Annotated in this window: 13 protein-coding genes; 9 read left to right on the forward strand and 4 right to left on the reverse strand. The window is 61.9% G+C overall.

Annotated elements, in window-relative coordinates; genetic code table 11:
- Positions 1–56 precede the first annotated feature (56 nt).
- The 4 genes from NTD82_RS07240 (at position 57) to groL (ending at position 3,579) form a co-directional block, all read left to right on the forward strand.
- Positions 57–788, forward strand: a complete 732-nt coding sequence (locus NTD82_RS07240) for a HugZ family protein (RefSeq protein ID WP_095154710.1) — start codon at positions 57–59, stop codon at positions 786–788.
- Between the two features lie 65 nt (positions 789–853).
- Complete coding sequence (locus NTD82_RS07245; protein WP_095154712.1) at positions 854–1,327, forward strand: FxsA family protein; 474 nt, start codon at positions 854–856, stop codon at positions 1,325–1,327.
- Positions 1,328–1,585: 258 nt separating this feature from the next.
- Positions 1,586–1,879 carry a co-chaperone GroES gene (locus NTD82_RS07250; protein WP_095154713.1) on the forward strand — a complete coding sequence of 98 codons (294 nt, stop codon included), beginning with the start codon at positions 1,586–1,588 and terminating at the stop codon, positions 1,877–1,879.
- Between the two features lie 47 nt (positions 1,880–1,926).
- The gene (groL, locus tag NTD82_RS07255) at positions 1,927–3,579 is read left to right on the forward strand and encodes a chaperonin GroEL (RefSeq protein WP_095154714.1); all 1,653 of its coding nucleotides are present in this window, start codon (positions 1,927–1,929) and stop codon (positions 3,577–3,579) included.
- 181 nt (positions 3,580–3,760) lie between these two features.
- Here the strand turns inward: groL and NTD82_RS07260 are convergent, their stop codons facing one another.
- Positions 3,761–4,501: a phosphatase PAP2 family protein gene (locus NTD82_RS07260; protein WP_262128207.1), complete on the reverse strand. Its 741-nt coding sequence runs from the start codon at positions 4,499–4,501 to the stop codon at positions 3,761–3,763.
- A 183-nt stretch (positions 4,502–4,684) separates the two neighbouring features.
- Between NTD82_RS07260 and colR the strand changes: the two genes are divergently transcribed.
- The 5 genes from colR (at position 4,685) to NTD82_RS07285 (ending at position 8,403) form a co-directional block, all read left to right on the forward strand.
- A complete protein-coding gene (gene colR / locus NTD82_RS07265) occupies positions 4,685–5,368 on the forward strand; it encodes a two-component system response regulator ColR (protein WP_009395556.1) in 684 nt (227 codons plus the stop codon).
- Positions 5,358–6,650, forward strand: coding sequence for a sensor histidine kinase (locus NTD82_RS07270; protein ID WP_095154717.1), 1,293 nt, complete (start codon positions 5,358–5,360; stop codon positions 6,648–6,650). The genes colR and NTD82_RS07270 overlap by 11 nt, the downstream gene beginning before the upstream one ends.
- Positions 6,651–6,779: 129 nt before the next feature.
- Positions 6,780–7,460 carry a class I SAM-dependent methyltransferase gene (locus NTD82_RS07275; protein WP_262128208.1) on the forward strand — a complete coding sequence of 227 codons (681 nt, stop codon included), beginning with the start codon at positions 6,780–6,782 and terminating at the stop codon, positions 7,458–7,460.
- A gap of 5 nt (positions 7,461–7,465) precedes the next feature.
- Positions 7,466–8,176 carry a lipopolysaccharide kinase InaA family protein gene (locus NTD82_RS07280; RefSeq protein WP_262128209.1) on the forward strand — a complete coding sequence of 237 codons (711 nt, stop codon included), beginning with the start codon at positions 7,466–7,468 and terminating at the stop codon, positions 8,174–8,176.
- Positions 8,176–8,403, forward strand: coding sequence for a hypothetical protein (locus NTD82_RS07285; RefSeq protein WP_262128210.1), 228 nt, complete (start codon positions 8,176–8,178; stop codon positions 8,401–8,403). Before NTD82_RS07280 ends, NTD82_RS07285 begins: the two co-directional genes overlap by 1 nt.
- A 105-nt stretch (positions 8,404–8,508) precedes the next feature.
- On the opposite strand, the gene NTD82_RS07290 is transcribed toward NTD82_RS07285, so the two are convergent.
- The 3 genes from NTD82_RS07290 to NTD82_RS07300 form a co-directional block, all read right to left on the reverse strand.
- A complete protein-coding gene (locus NTD82_RS07290; protein ID WP_262128211.1) occupies positions 8,509–11,556 on the reverse strand; it encodes a multidrug efflux RND transporter permease subunit in 3,048 nt (1,015 codons plus the stop codon).
- Between the two features lie 13 nt (positions 11,557–11,569).
- Positions 11,570–12,721: an efflux RND transporter periplasmic adaptor subunit gene (locus NTD82_RS07295; RefSeq protein WP_095154722.1), complete on the reverse strand. Its 1,152-nt coding sequence runs from the start codon at positions 12,719–12,721 to the stop codon at positions 11,570–11,572.
- 66 nt (positions 12,722–12,787) lie between these two features.
- Positions 12,788–13,885 carry a DUF1513 domain-containing protein gene (locus NTD82_RS07300; protein WP_262128212.1) on the reverse strand — a complete coding sequence of 366 codons (1,098 nt, stop codon included), beginning with the start codon at positions 13,883–13,885 and terminating at the stop codon, positions 12,788–12,790.

The raw sequence follows: 13,885 nt of genomic DNA on the forward strand, positions 1-13,885 counted from the left end.
AGCTTGTCGCCATCACCGCCCGTGCCGGGCGGCCCGTTTTACCCAGGAGTCCAGACGTGAGCGCCAACGCTGCAAGGCAAGCCCGAGAACTGCTGCTCAAAGAGTACCGTGGGGTGCTCTCGACCCATTCCAAGTCGATGCCCGGCTTTCCTTTCGGCTCCGTGGTCCCGTATTGCCTGGACGCTGACGGCAATCCGCTGATCCTTATCAGCCGGATCGCCCAGCACACTCACAACCTGCAGAAAGATCCCAAGTGTTCGCTGCTGGTGGGTGAGCGCGGCGCTGAAGACGTGCAGGCGGTAGGTCGTCTGACCGTGCTGGCCGAGGCGCACAAGCTGGAACAGCCGGAGGCCATCGAGGCCGCAGCCGAGCGCTATTACCGCTACTTCCCCGAATCCCGCAATTACCACAGTGCCCACGATTTCGATTTCTGGGTGCTGCAGCCGGTGCGCCATCGCTATATCGGCGGTTTCGGCGCAATTCACTGGATCGATCAGGTCACGCTCGCCAATCCGTTCGCCGGCAAGGCGGAACTGAGCATGGTCGAACACATGAACAGCGACCACACTAACGCCATCGCCCACTACGTTGCCCTGAGCGGTTTGCCGGACACCGTGCCTGCGCAGTTGGCCGGTATCGACAGCGAGGGCATGCACCTGCGCATCGGTCAGGGCCTTCACTGGCTGGCCTTTGCCGAGCCTTGCAACAATCCGACACAAGTGCGCGAAGCCTTGGTTTCACTGGCCCACGCCGAGCAGTGGCCACAGGTGCAGCAGGCCGAGGCTTGAAATTTCGAGCTGAAGTTACCATTTGAGGTCTTATTGGAAGGATGTCTTCCGCAGAGGAACCCTCGATGCGTGCTTTTCTACTGCTTTTCCTGATTTTCCCGATCCTGGAGCTGTACGTCTTTTTCAAGGTGAGCAGCTCCATCGGCTTCTTCCCGGCGCTGCTGCTGATCTTCGCCGGTTCTGCGCTGGGTGTGCTGGTGGTGCGCGTGGCCGGGCTGGCCACGGCGTTGCGTGCGCGTGAAAGCCTGCAGCGCGGCGAGTTGCCCGCCGAAGACATGTTTCATGGCCTGATGCTGGCTTTGGCCGGCGGCCTGCTGTTGATCCCGGGGTTCATCTCCGATGTGGTCGGCCTGCTCCTGATGCTGCCGTTCGTTCGTCGCTTGTTCGTCAGCAAACTGCGCAGCCGTGCAGAAGCCCAGGCGATGCGCCAGCGGGCGTTCGCCGACGATCCGTTCGAGGGTGCCCGGCCCGGCCCACAAGGCCGTGTGCCGCGCGAGCCGAACGTGATCGAAGGTGAATACGAACACCGCGACAAGTGATTCACGCCTGCGCGCAAAAGAAACGGCCCCGAGTGGGCCGTTTTTCATTCCGTCCGGCTCATAGCAAAAAAATTCCTTTGTGAGCCTTGTAATCGCCTTGGCCGACCTTATGTATGGGTCACCGCAAGGTTTCTGGGCATCCGCACCAGACAAAGACAACCGTGACCCGCCCCGCGAGTCACGACCGGCAACGCCGGAAGCATCAACCCGCCGGTATTGATACCGGCCGATGAAAACCACTATCAGGAGAGATCGACAATGAAGCTTCGTCCTCTGCATGACCGCGTCGTTATCCGCCGCAGCGAAGAAGAATCGAAAACCGCTGGCGGTATCGTTCTGCCAGGCTCGGCTGCTGAAAAGCCAAACCGCGGCGAAATCGTCGCCGTCGGCACCGGTCGCATCCTGGACAACGGTGAAGTGCGTGCGCTGGCCGTGAAAGTGGGTGACAAAGTGGTTTTCGGCCCTTACTCGGGCAGCAACACTGTGAAAGTTGACGGCGAAGACCTGCTGGTAATGAGCGAGAACGAAATCCTCGCTGTTATCGAAGCTTGATTCCGCTGGTTTTCCGTTACTCCCAAGTATTCAAGGATTAAACGATCATGGCTGCTAAAGAAGTAAAATTCGGCGATTCCGCCCGCAAGAAAATGCTGGTTGGTGTCAACGTTCTGGCTGACGCAGTAAAAGCGACCCTGGGCCCGAAAGGCCGTAACGTGGTTCTGGCCAAGAGCTTCGGCGCTCCGACCATCACCAAGGACGGCGTTTCCGTCGCCAAGGAAATCGAGCTGAAAGACGCCTTCGAGAACATGGGCGCCCAGCTGGTCAAGGAAGTTGCTTCCAAGGCCAACGATGCTGCCGGTGACGGCACCACCACCGCTACCGTTCTGGCTCAAGCCATCGTCAACGAAGGCCTGAAAGCCGTCGCTGCCGGCATGAACCCGATGGACCTGAAGCGCGGTATCGACAAGGCCACCGCCGCTGTCGTCGCCGAGCTGAAAAACCTGGCCAAGCCATGCGCCGATTCCAAGGCCATCGCCCAGGTAGGCACCATCTCCGCCAACTCCGACAACTCCATCGGTGACATCATCGCCGAAGCCATGGAAAAGGTCGGTAAAGAAGGCGTGATCACCGTTGAAGAAGGCTCGGGCCTGGAAAACGAACTGTCCGTCGTCGAAGGCATGCAGTTCGACCGTGGCTACCTGTCCCCGTACTTCATCAACAAGCCGGACACCATGGTTGCCGAGCTGGAAGGCCCGCTGCTGCTGCTGGTGGACAAAAAAGTCTCCAACATCCGCGAACTGCTGCCCGTTCTGGAATCCGTTGCCAAAGCCGGCCGTCCGCTGCTGATCGTGGCTGAAGACGTCGAAGGCGAAGCGCTGGCTACCCTGGTAGTCAACAACATGCGCGGCATCGTCAAGGTTGCTGCCGTCAAGGCACCTGGCTTCGGCGACCGCCGCAAGGCCATGCTGCAGGACATCGCTGTCCTGACCGGCGGCACCGTGATCTCCGAAGAAATCGGCCTGAGCCTGGAATCCGCTACCCTGGAACACCTGGGTAACGCCAAGCGCGTCACCCTGTCGAAAGAAAACACCACCATCATCGACGGTGCTGGCGTTGAAGACGACATCCAGGCTCGTGTGAAGCAGATCCGCGCCCAGATCGAAGAGACTTCCTCGGACTACGACCGTGAGAAGCTGCAAGAGCGTCTGGCCAAACTGGCTGGCGGTGTTGCCGTGATCAAGGTCGGTGCCGGCACCGAAGTTGAAATGAAAGAGAAGAAAGCCCGCGTTGAAGACGCCCTGCACGCTACCCGTGCAGCCGTTGAAGAAGGCGTTGTACCTGGCGGCGGTGTTGCCCTGGTACGTGCTCTGTCCGCCATTGTCGACCTCAAGGGCGACAACGAAGACCAGAACGTCGGTATCGCTCTGCTGCGTCGCGCTGTTGAAGCGCCGCTGCGTCAGATCACTGCCAACGCCGGCGACGAGCCAAGCGTTGTGGCCGACAAGGTCAAGCAGGGTTCGGGTAACTTCGGTTACAACGCTGCTACCGGCGAATACGGCGACATGATCGAGATGGGCATCCTGGACCCAGCCAAGGTCACTCGCTCGGCGCTGCAAGCTGCAGCTTCGATCGGCGGCCTGATGATCACCACCGAAGCCATGATTGCTGACGCTCCAGTTGAAGCTGGTGCTGGCGGCGGCATGCCTGACATGGGTGGCATGGGCGGTATGGGTGGCATGGGCGGCATGATGTAAGCCAGCCTCACCCGCTGCACCCAAAAGAGCCCCGCCTAGTGCGGGGCTTTTTTTTGGTTCTTTCTCCTGACGTCGCGACGTTACGGGCGGCACCTGGACTGGCGCATCTTCGAAAGGCGGACGCTATCGCCGGCAAGCCGGCTCCCACAGGGTTCGCGGCGCTTTTACCTGTCGTAATAACTCAGTTGGCCGGTATCACGACATCGTGTGTTCGGACCGGTACTTGCCGACGGTAAAGCACCAGGTAATAACAACCCAGCGCAATCAACCAGCAAAACACCGCAGTCCAGACGTTGTGCGAGAAAAAGTGCGCCCCCTGCAGCATGCGTCCGATAGAGAACAGCGTGCCGAGACCGAAGGCTACGCCCAACGCCACTTTCGCCAGGCGCGGTCGACGATCACGCAGGACGAAGAACAGCGCGAACAGGGTAAAACCGGTGGCCGCGTGACCGCCGGGCCAGCAACGCCCAGGTTTATCGGTATCAGGCCGTGCTTCAAGCAACTTGCTGTAGGTTTCATTACCGCCGAACTGGCTCAGGCTCCACGGGCACTGCACGGCGGTCACCGCTTTGAGCGGGGTGACGAAGGCCGTCGAGAGACCCATGGCCAGCACCAGGCAGCCCAATTCCCGGCGCACCGGTTTTAGCCGTTCAAGCGCAAAACTGGCGGCAAACCCACCGATCGCCAGCACGCCGAAGACAATGACCAACTGCTTGGCGCGGTCATGCAGGATGTCTTCGAGAAAGTAGCTGTGCTTGCCAATGAACTGGCCTGCAACCGGATCGAAGGCCATCCGGGCCAACATCATGTCGAGATCGGTCAGTTCGAGCAGGACGAGCATCACCGCGATCAGCAGTGGAATGCCCAGGACCAGCCAGAGATTGAGTGGACGCGAGGGGACGAAATCGGGTTGTGCGGGCATGACGAGTCCAGGCGATGAGGGGAGACGACCGGCGATTCTCCATCCCGGCGCATGCCTTGTTTGTGAATCCACCGTGAAAAAAACGTCAGGTGACAATATCGCCCGGTTGGCCTAGCGGCTTGTCTACTATGACCGTAAGCTGCGCCAGCCAGACGGTCACAGCAACAGAAACGAGAGGACGCCATGCGCATACTACTGGTTGAAGATAACCGCGATATCCTGGCCAACCTGGCCGATTACCTGGGCCTCAAGGGCTATACGGTCGATTGCGCACAGGATGGACTGTCGGGCCTGCACCTTGCCGCGACCGAACACTACGACCTGATCGTGCTGGACATCATGCTCCCCGGCATCGACGGCTACACCTTGTGCAAACGCCTGCGCGAGGATGCCCGCCGCGACACACCGGTGATCATGCTCACCGCCCGCGACCAGCTCGACGACCGTCTGCAAGGCTTCCGTTCCGGCGCCGACGATTACCTGCTCAAACCCTTCGCCCTTTCCGAGCTGGCCGCGCGCATCGAAGCGGTGCTGCGCCGGGCCCAGGGCGGTGGACGGCGTAGCCTGCAGGTGGGCGACCTGAGCTATGACCTCGACACCCTGGAGGTCACCCGCCAGGGCCGCCTGCTCAAGCTCAACCCGGTGGGCCTTAAGTTGTTGGCGGTGCTGATGCAGAAGAGCCCGCATGTACTGCGCCGCGAGGTCCTTGAAGATGCCTTGTGGGGCGATGATTGCCCGGACAGCGACAGCTTGCGCAGCCACGTCCATCAACTGCGGCAGGTCATCGACAAACCGTTCGACAAACCGCTGCTGCACACCGTCCACGGCGTCGGCTACCGGCTGGCCGAGGGCCGTGATGGAGTTTAAGCAGAGCCTTGCCCAGCGGATCATCATCGCCTTCGCGCTGATGAGCGCGCTGGTGGCGGGGGCGTTCGCGTTCGGTATCGTCGCGACGGTGCACCTGGTGGAAGAGCGCTTGATCTCCACCGTGCTGGGTGGCGACTTGCAGCGCTTGCTGCTGATGGACAGCGTCAGTGAATGGAGCCATCGGCCGCGGCCCGACCAGCTGTTCTATTACAGTGGCGGACGTGATGACTTCGCCCTGCCGTCGGACCTGAAGCACCTGAATCCCGGTTTCCACGAAGTGTTCCGCGAGCACCTGTCCTACCACGCCATGGTCGAGGTGGTGGATGGCCGGCGCTATGTGCTGCTGCAGGACCAGAGCGATTTCGAAGAACGCGAGCGGGTGCTGTTCGCCGTGGTGGTAGTGGGGTTTGTCCTCAGCCTGGCGCTGGCGGTGTTCCTCGGTTGGGTGCTGGCGCGGCGGGTGATGGCGCCGGTTATTCGTTTGGCGCGGCAGGTTCGTCATCGTGACCAGTTGCTCGGCCTGGCGCCGCCCTTGGCACCGGATTATGCCGCCGACGAAGTGGGGCAGTTGGCCGTGGCCTTCGATGCCACGCTGGGTCGCTTGCGCGATGCGTTGACCCGCGAGCGGCTGTTTACCAGCGACGTCAGCCATGAGCTGCGCACACCGCTGATGGTCCTGGCCAGCTCCTGCGAACTGCTGATGGAATACCCCGGCCTCAATGACCGTGCTCGCTCCCAGGTAGAGCGGATTGCCCGCGCCACCGAAGAGATGCAGGAACTGGTCAAGACCTTCCTGATGCTCGCCCGCGCCCAGCGCGATGAAGGCGCTGTCGCGTCGCGGACGACCCTCAAGGAAGTCGGCGATGAACTGATTGGCGTGTGGCGCGACACCATCGAGCAGAAGGGCCTCTCGCTGAGCCTTGTGGTCAATGCGGTCTCGCCGCAGCTCTACAACGCGACGTTCCTGCAATCGGTGATGGGCAACCTGCTGCGCAATGCTGCGCATTACACCGACTCAGGTTTTATCCGCCTGACACTGGACGTGGACAGCTTCATGGTCGAGGACAGTGGCGTGGGGATTCCCGAGGAGCAGCGCGAGGCGATGTTCCAGCCGTTCGTGCGCGGCGGCGAGAAACGTGGCGATGGTCTTGGTTTGGGTTTGTCACTGGTTCAGCGTATTTGTGACGATCAGGGCTGGGTGGTCAGCCTCAGCGCAACCCAGCCGCACGGCTGCCGTTTCCACGTGAACCTGGGCGACAGAGGAGTGACTCCTGACGCCTGAGTACGTTTTGGATCCAGGTAATACTTTGTAAAGCTTGAGAATTTGTGTGACATTTTTTTCACACGCACATGACCTGACGGCAACGTTGTCCCGCGTAACGTGGCGCTCATTGCAGTCAGGAGATGTGCCATGTCCAGTCCTATCAAGCTCGATTTTTCCGAAAAGTACGATCAGAGCCACGCCCAGCAATACTACGAGAAGCACCAGGCCAGCTTTGCCCGTCGCCTGTCGCACCAGCGTGATGAGCAACTGGCCCGACGCGCCCTGATGCTGGCGGGAGAGCCGGGACTGGTGCTGGACCTGCCTTCTGGTGCCGGGCGCTTCTGGCCGCTGCTGGCGGAAAAGGCCAACCGCGTGATTATCGGTGCGGACAATTCGGCGGCCATGCTGGAGACCGCCTGCCGCTCGCAACCGGCCGATGTGGTGAAACGGGTACGGCCCTTGCAGACCTCAGCGTTCGACATCAATCTGCCCGACAACGCGGTAGACAGCATTTTCTGCATGCGGCTGTTCCACCACATTGGTGAAGCCGCTCACAGGATGACTATTCTCAAGGAATTTCAAAGAGTTAGCCGTGATAGCGTGATCGTTTCGCTATGGGTGGACGGCAATATCAAGGCATGGCGCCGGAAAAAACTCGAAGCCCGTCGTGGGGCCACAGGTGAGACTGGAAGTTACCAGAATCGCTTTGTGTTACCGGCTGCTACGGTCGAGGAGGAGTTCAAGGCTGCCGGCTTCCGGATTCAGGAACGAATGGACTTTTTGCCGTTCTACGCCATGTGGCGAGTCTATGTATTGCGCAAGGGTTGAAAAAAATGGATGTGACAGACGCGGGCCGGACCTCCGGCACTGACCGGTTCGACTATTTCTGGAAGCAGCAGGGCGAGTGGGTGGAAGAGCCCAACCAGCGGCGTGGCGGCGAGAGTGGTGTGCAGCGCTTGCGTGATGACCGCGGGCACATGCTGTATGCCAAGCGCCAGATTGGCCATATCTACCGCAGTCTGTTGCATCCTTTTGGCCGCCCTACGGTGTTGCGCGAGTACGAAGCGCTGCACAGTTTCGAGCAACTGGGCGTGCGTGTACCGAACATCGTCTATTGCGGTGTCGAGCGCGATGCCGATCACCAATGGCGTGCGCTGCTGGTCAGCGAGGCGCTGGACGGTTTCGAGGAGATTGATAACTGGTATGCCGCGGGTGGCCGTGAGCGCTATGGCGAGGTCCTGCACGACCGCGTGCTGGAAGACCTGGCACGTAACCTGGCGCGGATGCACCTGGGGCATTGGCAGCACGGTTGCCTGTATGCCAAGCATGTCTTCGTCAAGGTCGTGGGTGAGGGCAGCGATGCCCGCGCCGAGATCGCACTGTTGGACCTGGAAAAATGCCGTCGGCGTCTCAGCCGGCACAAGGCCGCTGCCAATGACCTTCGCCAACTGCGCCGCCATTCGTCGTGGAATGATGCCGATTGGCAAAAGCTGCTCTACTTTTACCGAATGGCGTTTGGCAGCGCAGTCAAAGGTTTAGAGTGATGAAACTAGAAATAGCTCGAAGTTTGTTTCTCCTGGCTGCCCTGGCTACCGCGACCGTTGCGGTGGCGGCATGGGAGCAGCCTCGCCCGGGTGTGATCAGTGCTTCCTCCGTCTCGGAGCACTGTCCATTGCCGCGGGTGGCGAAACCGCAGGTCCAGGCCCAGCCCGACCATGATCTGCTGCTGTTTCTGTTTGGCATGAGCCAAGGGCTGCGCGCTCAGGGCTGATCCTGGGTGTATTTGGGGCTGCGACGCCCTTCGCGAGCAAGCTCGCTCCTACAAGGCTCGTAGGAGCGAGCTTGCTCGCGAAGGGCATGACAGCCCCAAATCATTTCAGATGGTTTGCTCGACGGTACGCGGTTCATCCTTACGCGCCAGCAGGGTGTAGACGCAAGGCAGCACGAACAGGGTAAACAGCGTCCCCACCGACATCCCCGTCGCAATCACCGTACCGATATCGAATCGGCTGACCGCCCCGGCGCCGCTGGCGAAGATCAGCGGGACCATGCCGAAGACCATCGCCGCCGTGGTCATCAATACCGGCCGCAAACGAATTGCCGCCGCTTCCTCGATCGCTTCACGGGCCGTCAGGCCTTTCTGTTCACGTAGCTGGTTGGCGAACTCGACGATGAGGATGCCGTGCTTGCTGATCAGGCCGATCAGCGTCACCAGCCCTACCTGGGTGTAGATGTTCAGGCTCGACAGCCCCAGGAACAGCGGAATCAGCGCCCCGCAAATCGACATCGGCACGGTCACCAGAATCACCAGTGGATCGCGGAAACTCTCGAACTGCGCCGCCAGCACCAGGAAGATGATCGCCAGCGCCAGGCCGAAGGTCACCCACAGCGCACTGCCTTCCTGCACGTATTGGCGCGCCGCGCCGCTGTAGTCGAAGGCGAAGCCCGCCGGGGCTTCTTCCTGGGCGATGGTGCGCACGGTGTCCAGCGCTTCGCCCATGCTGACGATCGGGAAGCCCTGGATGATCGCCGAGTTGAGTTGCTGGAACTGATTGAGCTGGCGCGGTCGCGCACGGTCGCTGACGGTGATCAGGGTCGACAGCGGCAGCATCTGCCCCGCCTGGTTCTTCACGTAGTAGTTGTTCAGCCAGTCCGGGTTGTCGCGGTAGGCCCGTTCGACCTGGGCGATCACCTTGTAGCTGCGTCCGTCGATGGTGAAACGGTTGATTTCCGCTTCGCCCAGCAGCGTCGCGAGGGTGCTGCCCAGCACATCCATGGACACGCCCATCTGCGCCGCCTTGGCGCGGTCGATATCGACCACCACTTCCGGCTTGTCGAAAGCCAGGTCGATATCGAGGAAGGCGAACTTGCCCGAAGCCTCGGCCCGCTCCTTGATCCGCTGGGCCACGTCCAGCAGCGATTCATAGTCGTTCGGCGTGTTGATCACGAAGGCGAAAGGCAGGCCCTCGCCCGTACCCGGCAGCGACGGAAGGTTGAAGCCGAAGATCTGCAGGCCGGCGATGCCATTGAGTTTGGCCTGGACTTCCGGCAGCAACGCCATCTGCGAGCGCTTGCGGTCGTCCCACGGCTTGAGCAGGAAGCCGCCGATCCCCGATTGCACGCCATTGAAACCGTTGATCTGGAACGATGAGTAGTACTCCGGGAACTCCTTGAAGATCTTGGTGAACTCGTCGGTGTAGCTGTTCAGGTAGTCGAGGTTGGTCGGCTGCGGCGCAGTGGCCATCATGAAAATGATGCCCTGGTCCTCGTTCGGCGCCAGTTCCGAGGTGCTGAACTTGAGGAACACCGGAATCAGGCACATCACGATGGCGCCGAACACCAGCACCACCGGGCGGGTATCGAGGGTGGCGTGGAGCAGCCGCTGGTAGCGCTGCTTGAGCCGTTCGAAGAGCTTGTCCAGGCGGTGAGACAGGCCGGACGGGTTTTCTTCGTGGCGCAAGAGCATGGCGCACATCATCGGCGACAGCGTCAGGGCGACGATGCCGGAGATGACCACCGCGCCGGCGAGGGTCAGGGCGAACTCCTTGAACAGCGCCCCGGTGAGCCCTTCGAGGAAGCCGATCGGGGCGTAGACCGCGGCCAGGGTGATGGTCATCGAGACCACCGGCATGGCGATTTCCCGCGCACCTTCAAGCGCCGCGTTGAATGGTGTCTTGCCCTCTTCGATATGGCGGTGGATGTTTTCCACCACGACGATCGCGTCGTCCACCACCAGGCCGATGGCCAGCACCATGGCCAGCAAGGTCAGCAGGTTCAGCGAATAGCCCATCAACTGCATGAAGAACAGCACGCCGATCATCGACAGCGGAATGGTGATGACCGGGATCAGCACCGAGCGGAAGGCCCCGAGGAACAGGAACACGACCACGATGACGATCAACACGGCCTCGATCAGGGTCTTGACCACTTCGTCGATGGAGGCCTGGATAAACAGGGTGGCGTCGTAGGCGATGGAGGCCTTGAGGTTCGGCGGCAACTGGCTTTCCAGCTCCGGCATCAGCTTGCGCACTTCCTTGATGACGTCCAGCGGGTTGGCGCCCGGCGTAGCCTTGATGCCGATGTACACCGACGGCGTGCCGTCGAAAGAGCTGACCGTGTCGTAGTTTTCCGCGCCCATCTCCACCCGCGCCACATCGCCGAGCAGCACCCGGCTGTCGCCGCTGGTCTTGAGCGGGATGTTGGCGAAGGCTTCGGCGGACTTCAGTTCGGTGCTGGCGTTGATGCTGGTGACCACGTACTCGCCTTTCACCTCACCGGCGGCGGACAGGAAGTTGTAGCGGCGCACCGCCTCGGTGACGTCGCTGGCGCTCAGCCCGTAGCCGGCGAGGCGCACCGGGTCGATCCACAGGCGCATGGCGAATAGCTGGTTGCCGAGGATTTCCGCTTCGGCCATGCCTGGCAAGGTGGCCAGCTTGGGCTGGATGACCCGCGACAGGTAATCGGTGATCTGCGGGTTGCTCAGTTCGCTGCTGTAGAAGCTGATGTACATCAGCGCCGAGGCATCGGCCGCTTCCTTGCTCAGCACCGGGTCTTCGGCGTCTTGCGGCAGCTTGTTCTTGACCTCGTTGGCCTTGGCCAGCAATTCGGTGAACAGGCGGTCGCTGTCCGAGCCGATGCGCGCGTAGATCGAGATCACCGAGAAATTCTGCCGGCTCACCGAGGTCATGTAGTCGATGCCTTCGGCGCTCGCCAGGCTCTGTTGCATGGGCTGGGTGATGTAGCCCTGGATGGTTTCGGCGTTGGCCCCGGGGTAGGCGGTGGTCACCGTGATCAGGGCGTTTTCCATCTGCGGGTACTGGCGGATGGGCAACTTGCTCCAGGCCTGGAAGCCGAGCAGCACGATCAGCAGGCTGACCACGGTTGCCAGCACCGGACGGCGGATGAACGGATCGGTAAAAGCCATGACGGCTCCTTGTTCAGTCGGTGCCGGGCTGGCTGTTCGATTCGGCTTTCTGGGTCTTGTCGGGGCTGACGGCGATCGCCGCGCCTTGGGTCAGCTTGAGCTGCCCGGCGGTGACGACCTGTTCGCCCACCGTGAGGCCCTTGCTGATAACCACCAGGCCATCGCGGTGCTCGCCGGTGGTGACGAAGCGCCGTTCGGCGATCAGCACCGGCTTGCCTTCGGCATCGTGCTCCGGCTCGCCGTTCTCGGCTTTTTTCGGCACCGCGACATACACCGAGTTGCCGTACAGGGTGTAGGTGATCGCGCTTTGCGGCACCACCACTTCATTGCGCGGGTTGGGCAGCAGCACCTGCACACTGGCGAACATGCCGGGCAGCAGTTTGCCGTCGGGGTTGGCCAGCGTGGCGCGAATCTGCACGTTGCGGGTGGCGTCGTCGACCTTGGGGTTGATGGCGCTGATGGCGGCGGTGAAGGTCTCGCCGGGGAAGGCGGCGACGCTGATCAGCGCCTGCTGTTGCAGGCTGAGTTTCGGCAGGGCCTGCTCGGGCACGGAGAAGTCGACGTAGAGGCTGCTCAGGTCCTGAAGTGTGGCGATCACCGTGCCGCTGGGTAGGTATTGACCAACATCCACCTTGCGGATGCCGATGGTGCCGCTGAAGGGCGCGGTGATGCTTTTTTTGTTGAGCGAGGCCTTGAGTTGATCGACCACGGCCTTGTTGCGCAGGTACTGCGCGGTCAGGCGGTCGTATTCACCCTTGGAGATGGCCTGGCTGCCCACCAGTTGGCCGCCGCGGTTGTAATCCACCTTGGCCAGGCCAAGGTCGGCCTGGGCGGTGCCGAGCAGGGCGTTCTCCACTTCGCTGTCCAGTTCGAGCAGCGGCTGGCCGCGCTTGACCTGTTGCCCGGACTCGAACAGCAGGGTTTTCACCGTGCCTTCGGTTTCCAGGCTCAGGTCGACACCTTGCAGCGCCTTCAGGCTGCCCACGGCGGGCAACCGGCTTTGCCAGGCGAGTTCCCGCGCCTCGGTCGCCGCCACGCTGACGGGCGGCTTGGGGGCGGAGAACACCTGGATCTGCTGATAGATGGCGAAGGCCTTGTAGCCCCCCAGAATCAGCACGATCAGCAGCACGATGCCCAACATGATCAGCATGCGACGGCGCAGCATATTCCAGTTCCTTGGATTCGGTATTGGCGAAGTCTACTCGCTTGCCCTACGCCCGGCGACCACGCTTCAGACCAGATGCAAGTGGTTGTCCCACAGGCCTGAAGGCAGTTGCAGCGGCTGTCCTACCAACTCGTCCTTGCGGCAATCGTACAGGCGGCAGCGCCCCTGCCCGGAGGTGACCACGAAACCATCGGCCACCGCGCCAACGCCGGCGCAGTCTGGCATCGGCGCGTCCAGGCGCACGCTGGCGTCGTCGAGGTTCCAGATGAACAGGCGGTTGGCCCGTGGCGCGGTCATCGCCACCAGGCGCAGTTCGCTGTGCACGGCGACGCTGGCGGTGTACTGGGCCATGGATTGCAACTGATGCTCCGGCACCGGGAAGGCCGTGAACGGCTGGCCCGGACGCTTGATCGCCAACAGCTCGGCGGTCTCGTGGGCATCGCCCATGAACTGCTGGCAGGCGACCACCGTGCCGTCGTTGCCGATGGCCAGGTGACGCACGCTGTTCATCTGTTGGCCGAGGGTTTCCTTGCTGATCAGGCTGCCATCGCGGTGCATCAGCACCAGGCTCGGCTCCATGGCGTTGAGGTTCATCTCGACCCGGCTTTCGGCCTCGGTGCGGATACCGCCGTTGGCCACCACCAGGGTCTCGCCGTCCGGCATCCACGACACCTGATGCGGGCCGACGCCGTGGGTGGAAATCTCACCGGTATACACCAGACGCTCGCCTTCGAAGCGGTACACGCCGAGCACGCCACGTCCAGGATCGGTGGTGTCGTTCTCGGTGGCATACAGCCACTCGCCGCCTTTGTGGATCACCGCGTGACCGTAGAAATGCCGGTTCGGTTGCGAAGCGATGGTCTGCAGCAAGGCGCCGTCGCGCAGGTCGATCAGGTAGCTTTCGGTACCCGGGCGACGTGCGACGAACAGGGCGATGGGCAGTTCGGGGTGATTGATGATGTCGTGGCAACGCTGGGCGACCCGGGTGGCGAACACCTGGGTGCCGTCCAGGCGATAGCCGACCGCGTAGTGCTGGCCGTCCGCGTCATCGCGGGCCGACAGCAACAGCGGCGGCTGCTCCTTTTGCCGCAGCAGGGTCCAGCCGCCCAGGGTGAGGGCGCTGAGCAGAACACTACCGAGTTTCAGGGCCTGGCGTCGCAGCAT

It is taken from the genome of Pseudomonas sp. 5P_5.1_Bac1 (genome assembly GCF_025466015.1).
Taxonomy (GTDB): Bacteria; Pseudomonadota; Gammaproteobacteria; order Pseudomonadales; family Pseudomonadaceae; genus Aquipseudomonas.

Coding starts and splice junctions, on each gene's coding strand:
- NTD82_RS07250 (WP_095154713.1), top strand. CDS start 1,586: ATGAAGCTTCGTCCTCTGCATGACCGCGTCGTTATCCGCCGCAGCGAA.
- NTD82_RS07275 (WP_262128208.1), top strand. CDS start 6,780: ATGTCCAGTCCTATCAAGCTCGATTTTTCCGAAAAGTACGATCAGAGC.
- NTD82_RS07285 (WP_262128210.1), top strand. CDS start 8,176: ATGAAACTAGAAATAGCTCGAAGTTTGTTTCTCCTGGCTGCCCTGGCT.
- NTD82_RS07260 (WP_262128207.1), bottom strand. CDS start 4,501: ATGCCCGCACAACCCGATTTCGTCCCCTCGCGTCCACTCAATCTCTGG.
- NTD82_RS07290 (WP_262128211.1), bottom strand. CDS start 11,556: ATGGCTTTTACCGATCCGTTCATCCGCCGTCCGGTGCTGGCAACCGTG.
- groL (WP_095154714.1), top strand. CDS start 1,927: ATGGCTGCTAAAGAAGTAAAATTCGGCGATTCCGCCCGCAAGAAAATG.
- NTD82_RS07245 (WP_095154712.1), top strand. CDS start 854: ATGCGTGCTTTTCTACTGCTTTTCCTGATTTTCCCGATCCTGGAGCTG.
- NTD82_RS07295 (WP_095154722.1), bottom strand. CDS start 12,721: ATGCTGCGCCGTCGCATGCTGATCATGTTGGGCATCGTGCTGCTGATC.
- NTD82_RS07270 (WP_095154717.1), top strand. CDS start 5,358: ATGGAGTTTAAGCAGAGCCTTGCCCAGCGGATCATCATCGCCTTCGCG.
- NTD82_RS07300 (WP_262128212.1), bottom strand. CDS start 13,885: ATGCTGCGACGCCAGGCCCTGAAACTCGGTAGTGTTCTGCTCAGCGCC.
- colR (WP_009395556.1), top strand. CDS start 4,685: ATGCGCATACTACTGGTTGAAGATAACCGCGATATCCTGGCCAACCTG.
- NTD82_RS07280 (WP_262128209.1), top strand. CDS start 7,466: ATGGATGTGACAGACGCGGGCCGGACCTCCGGCACTGACCGGTTCGAC.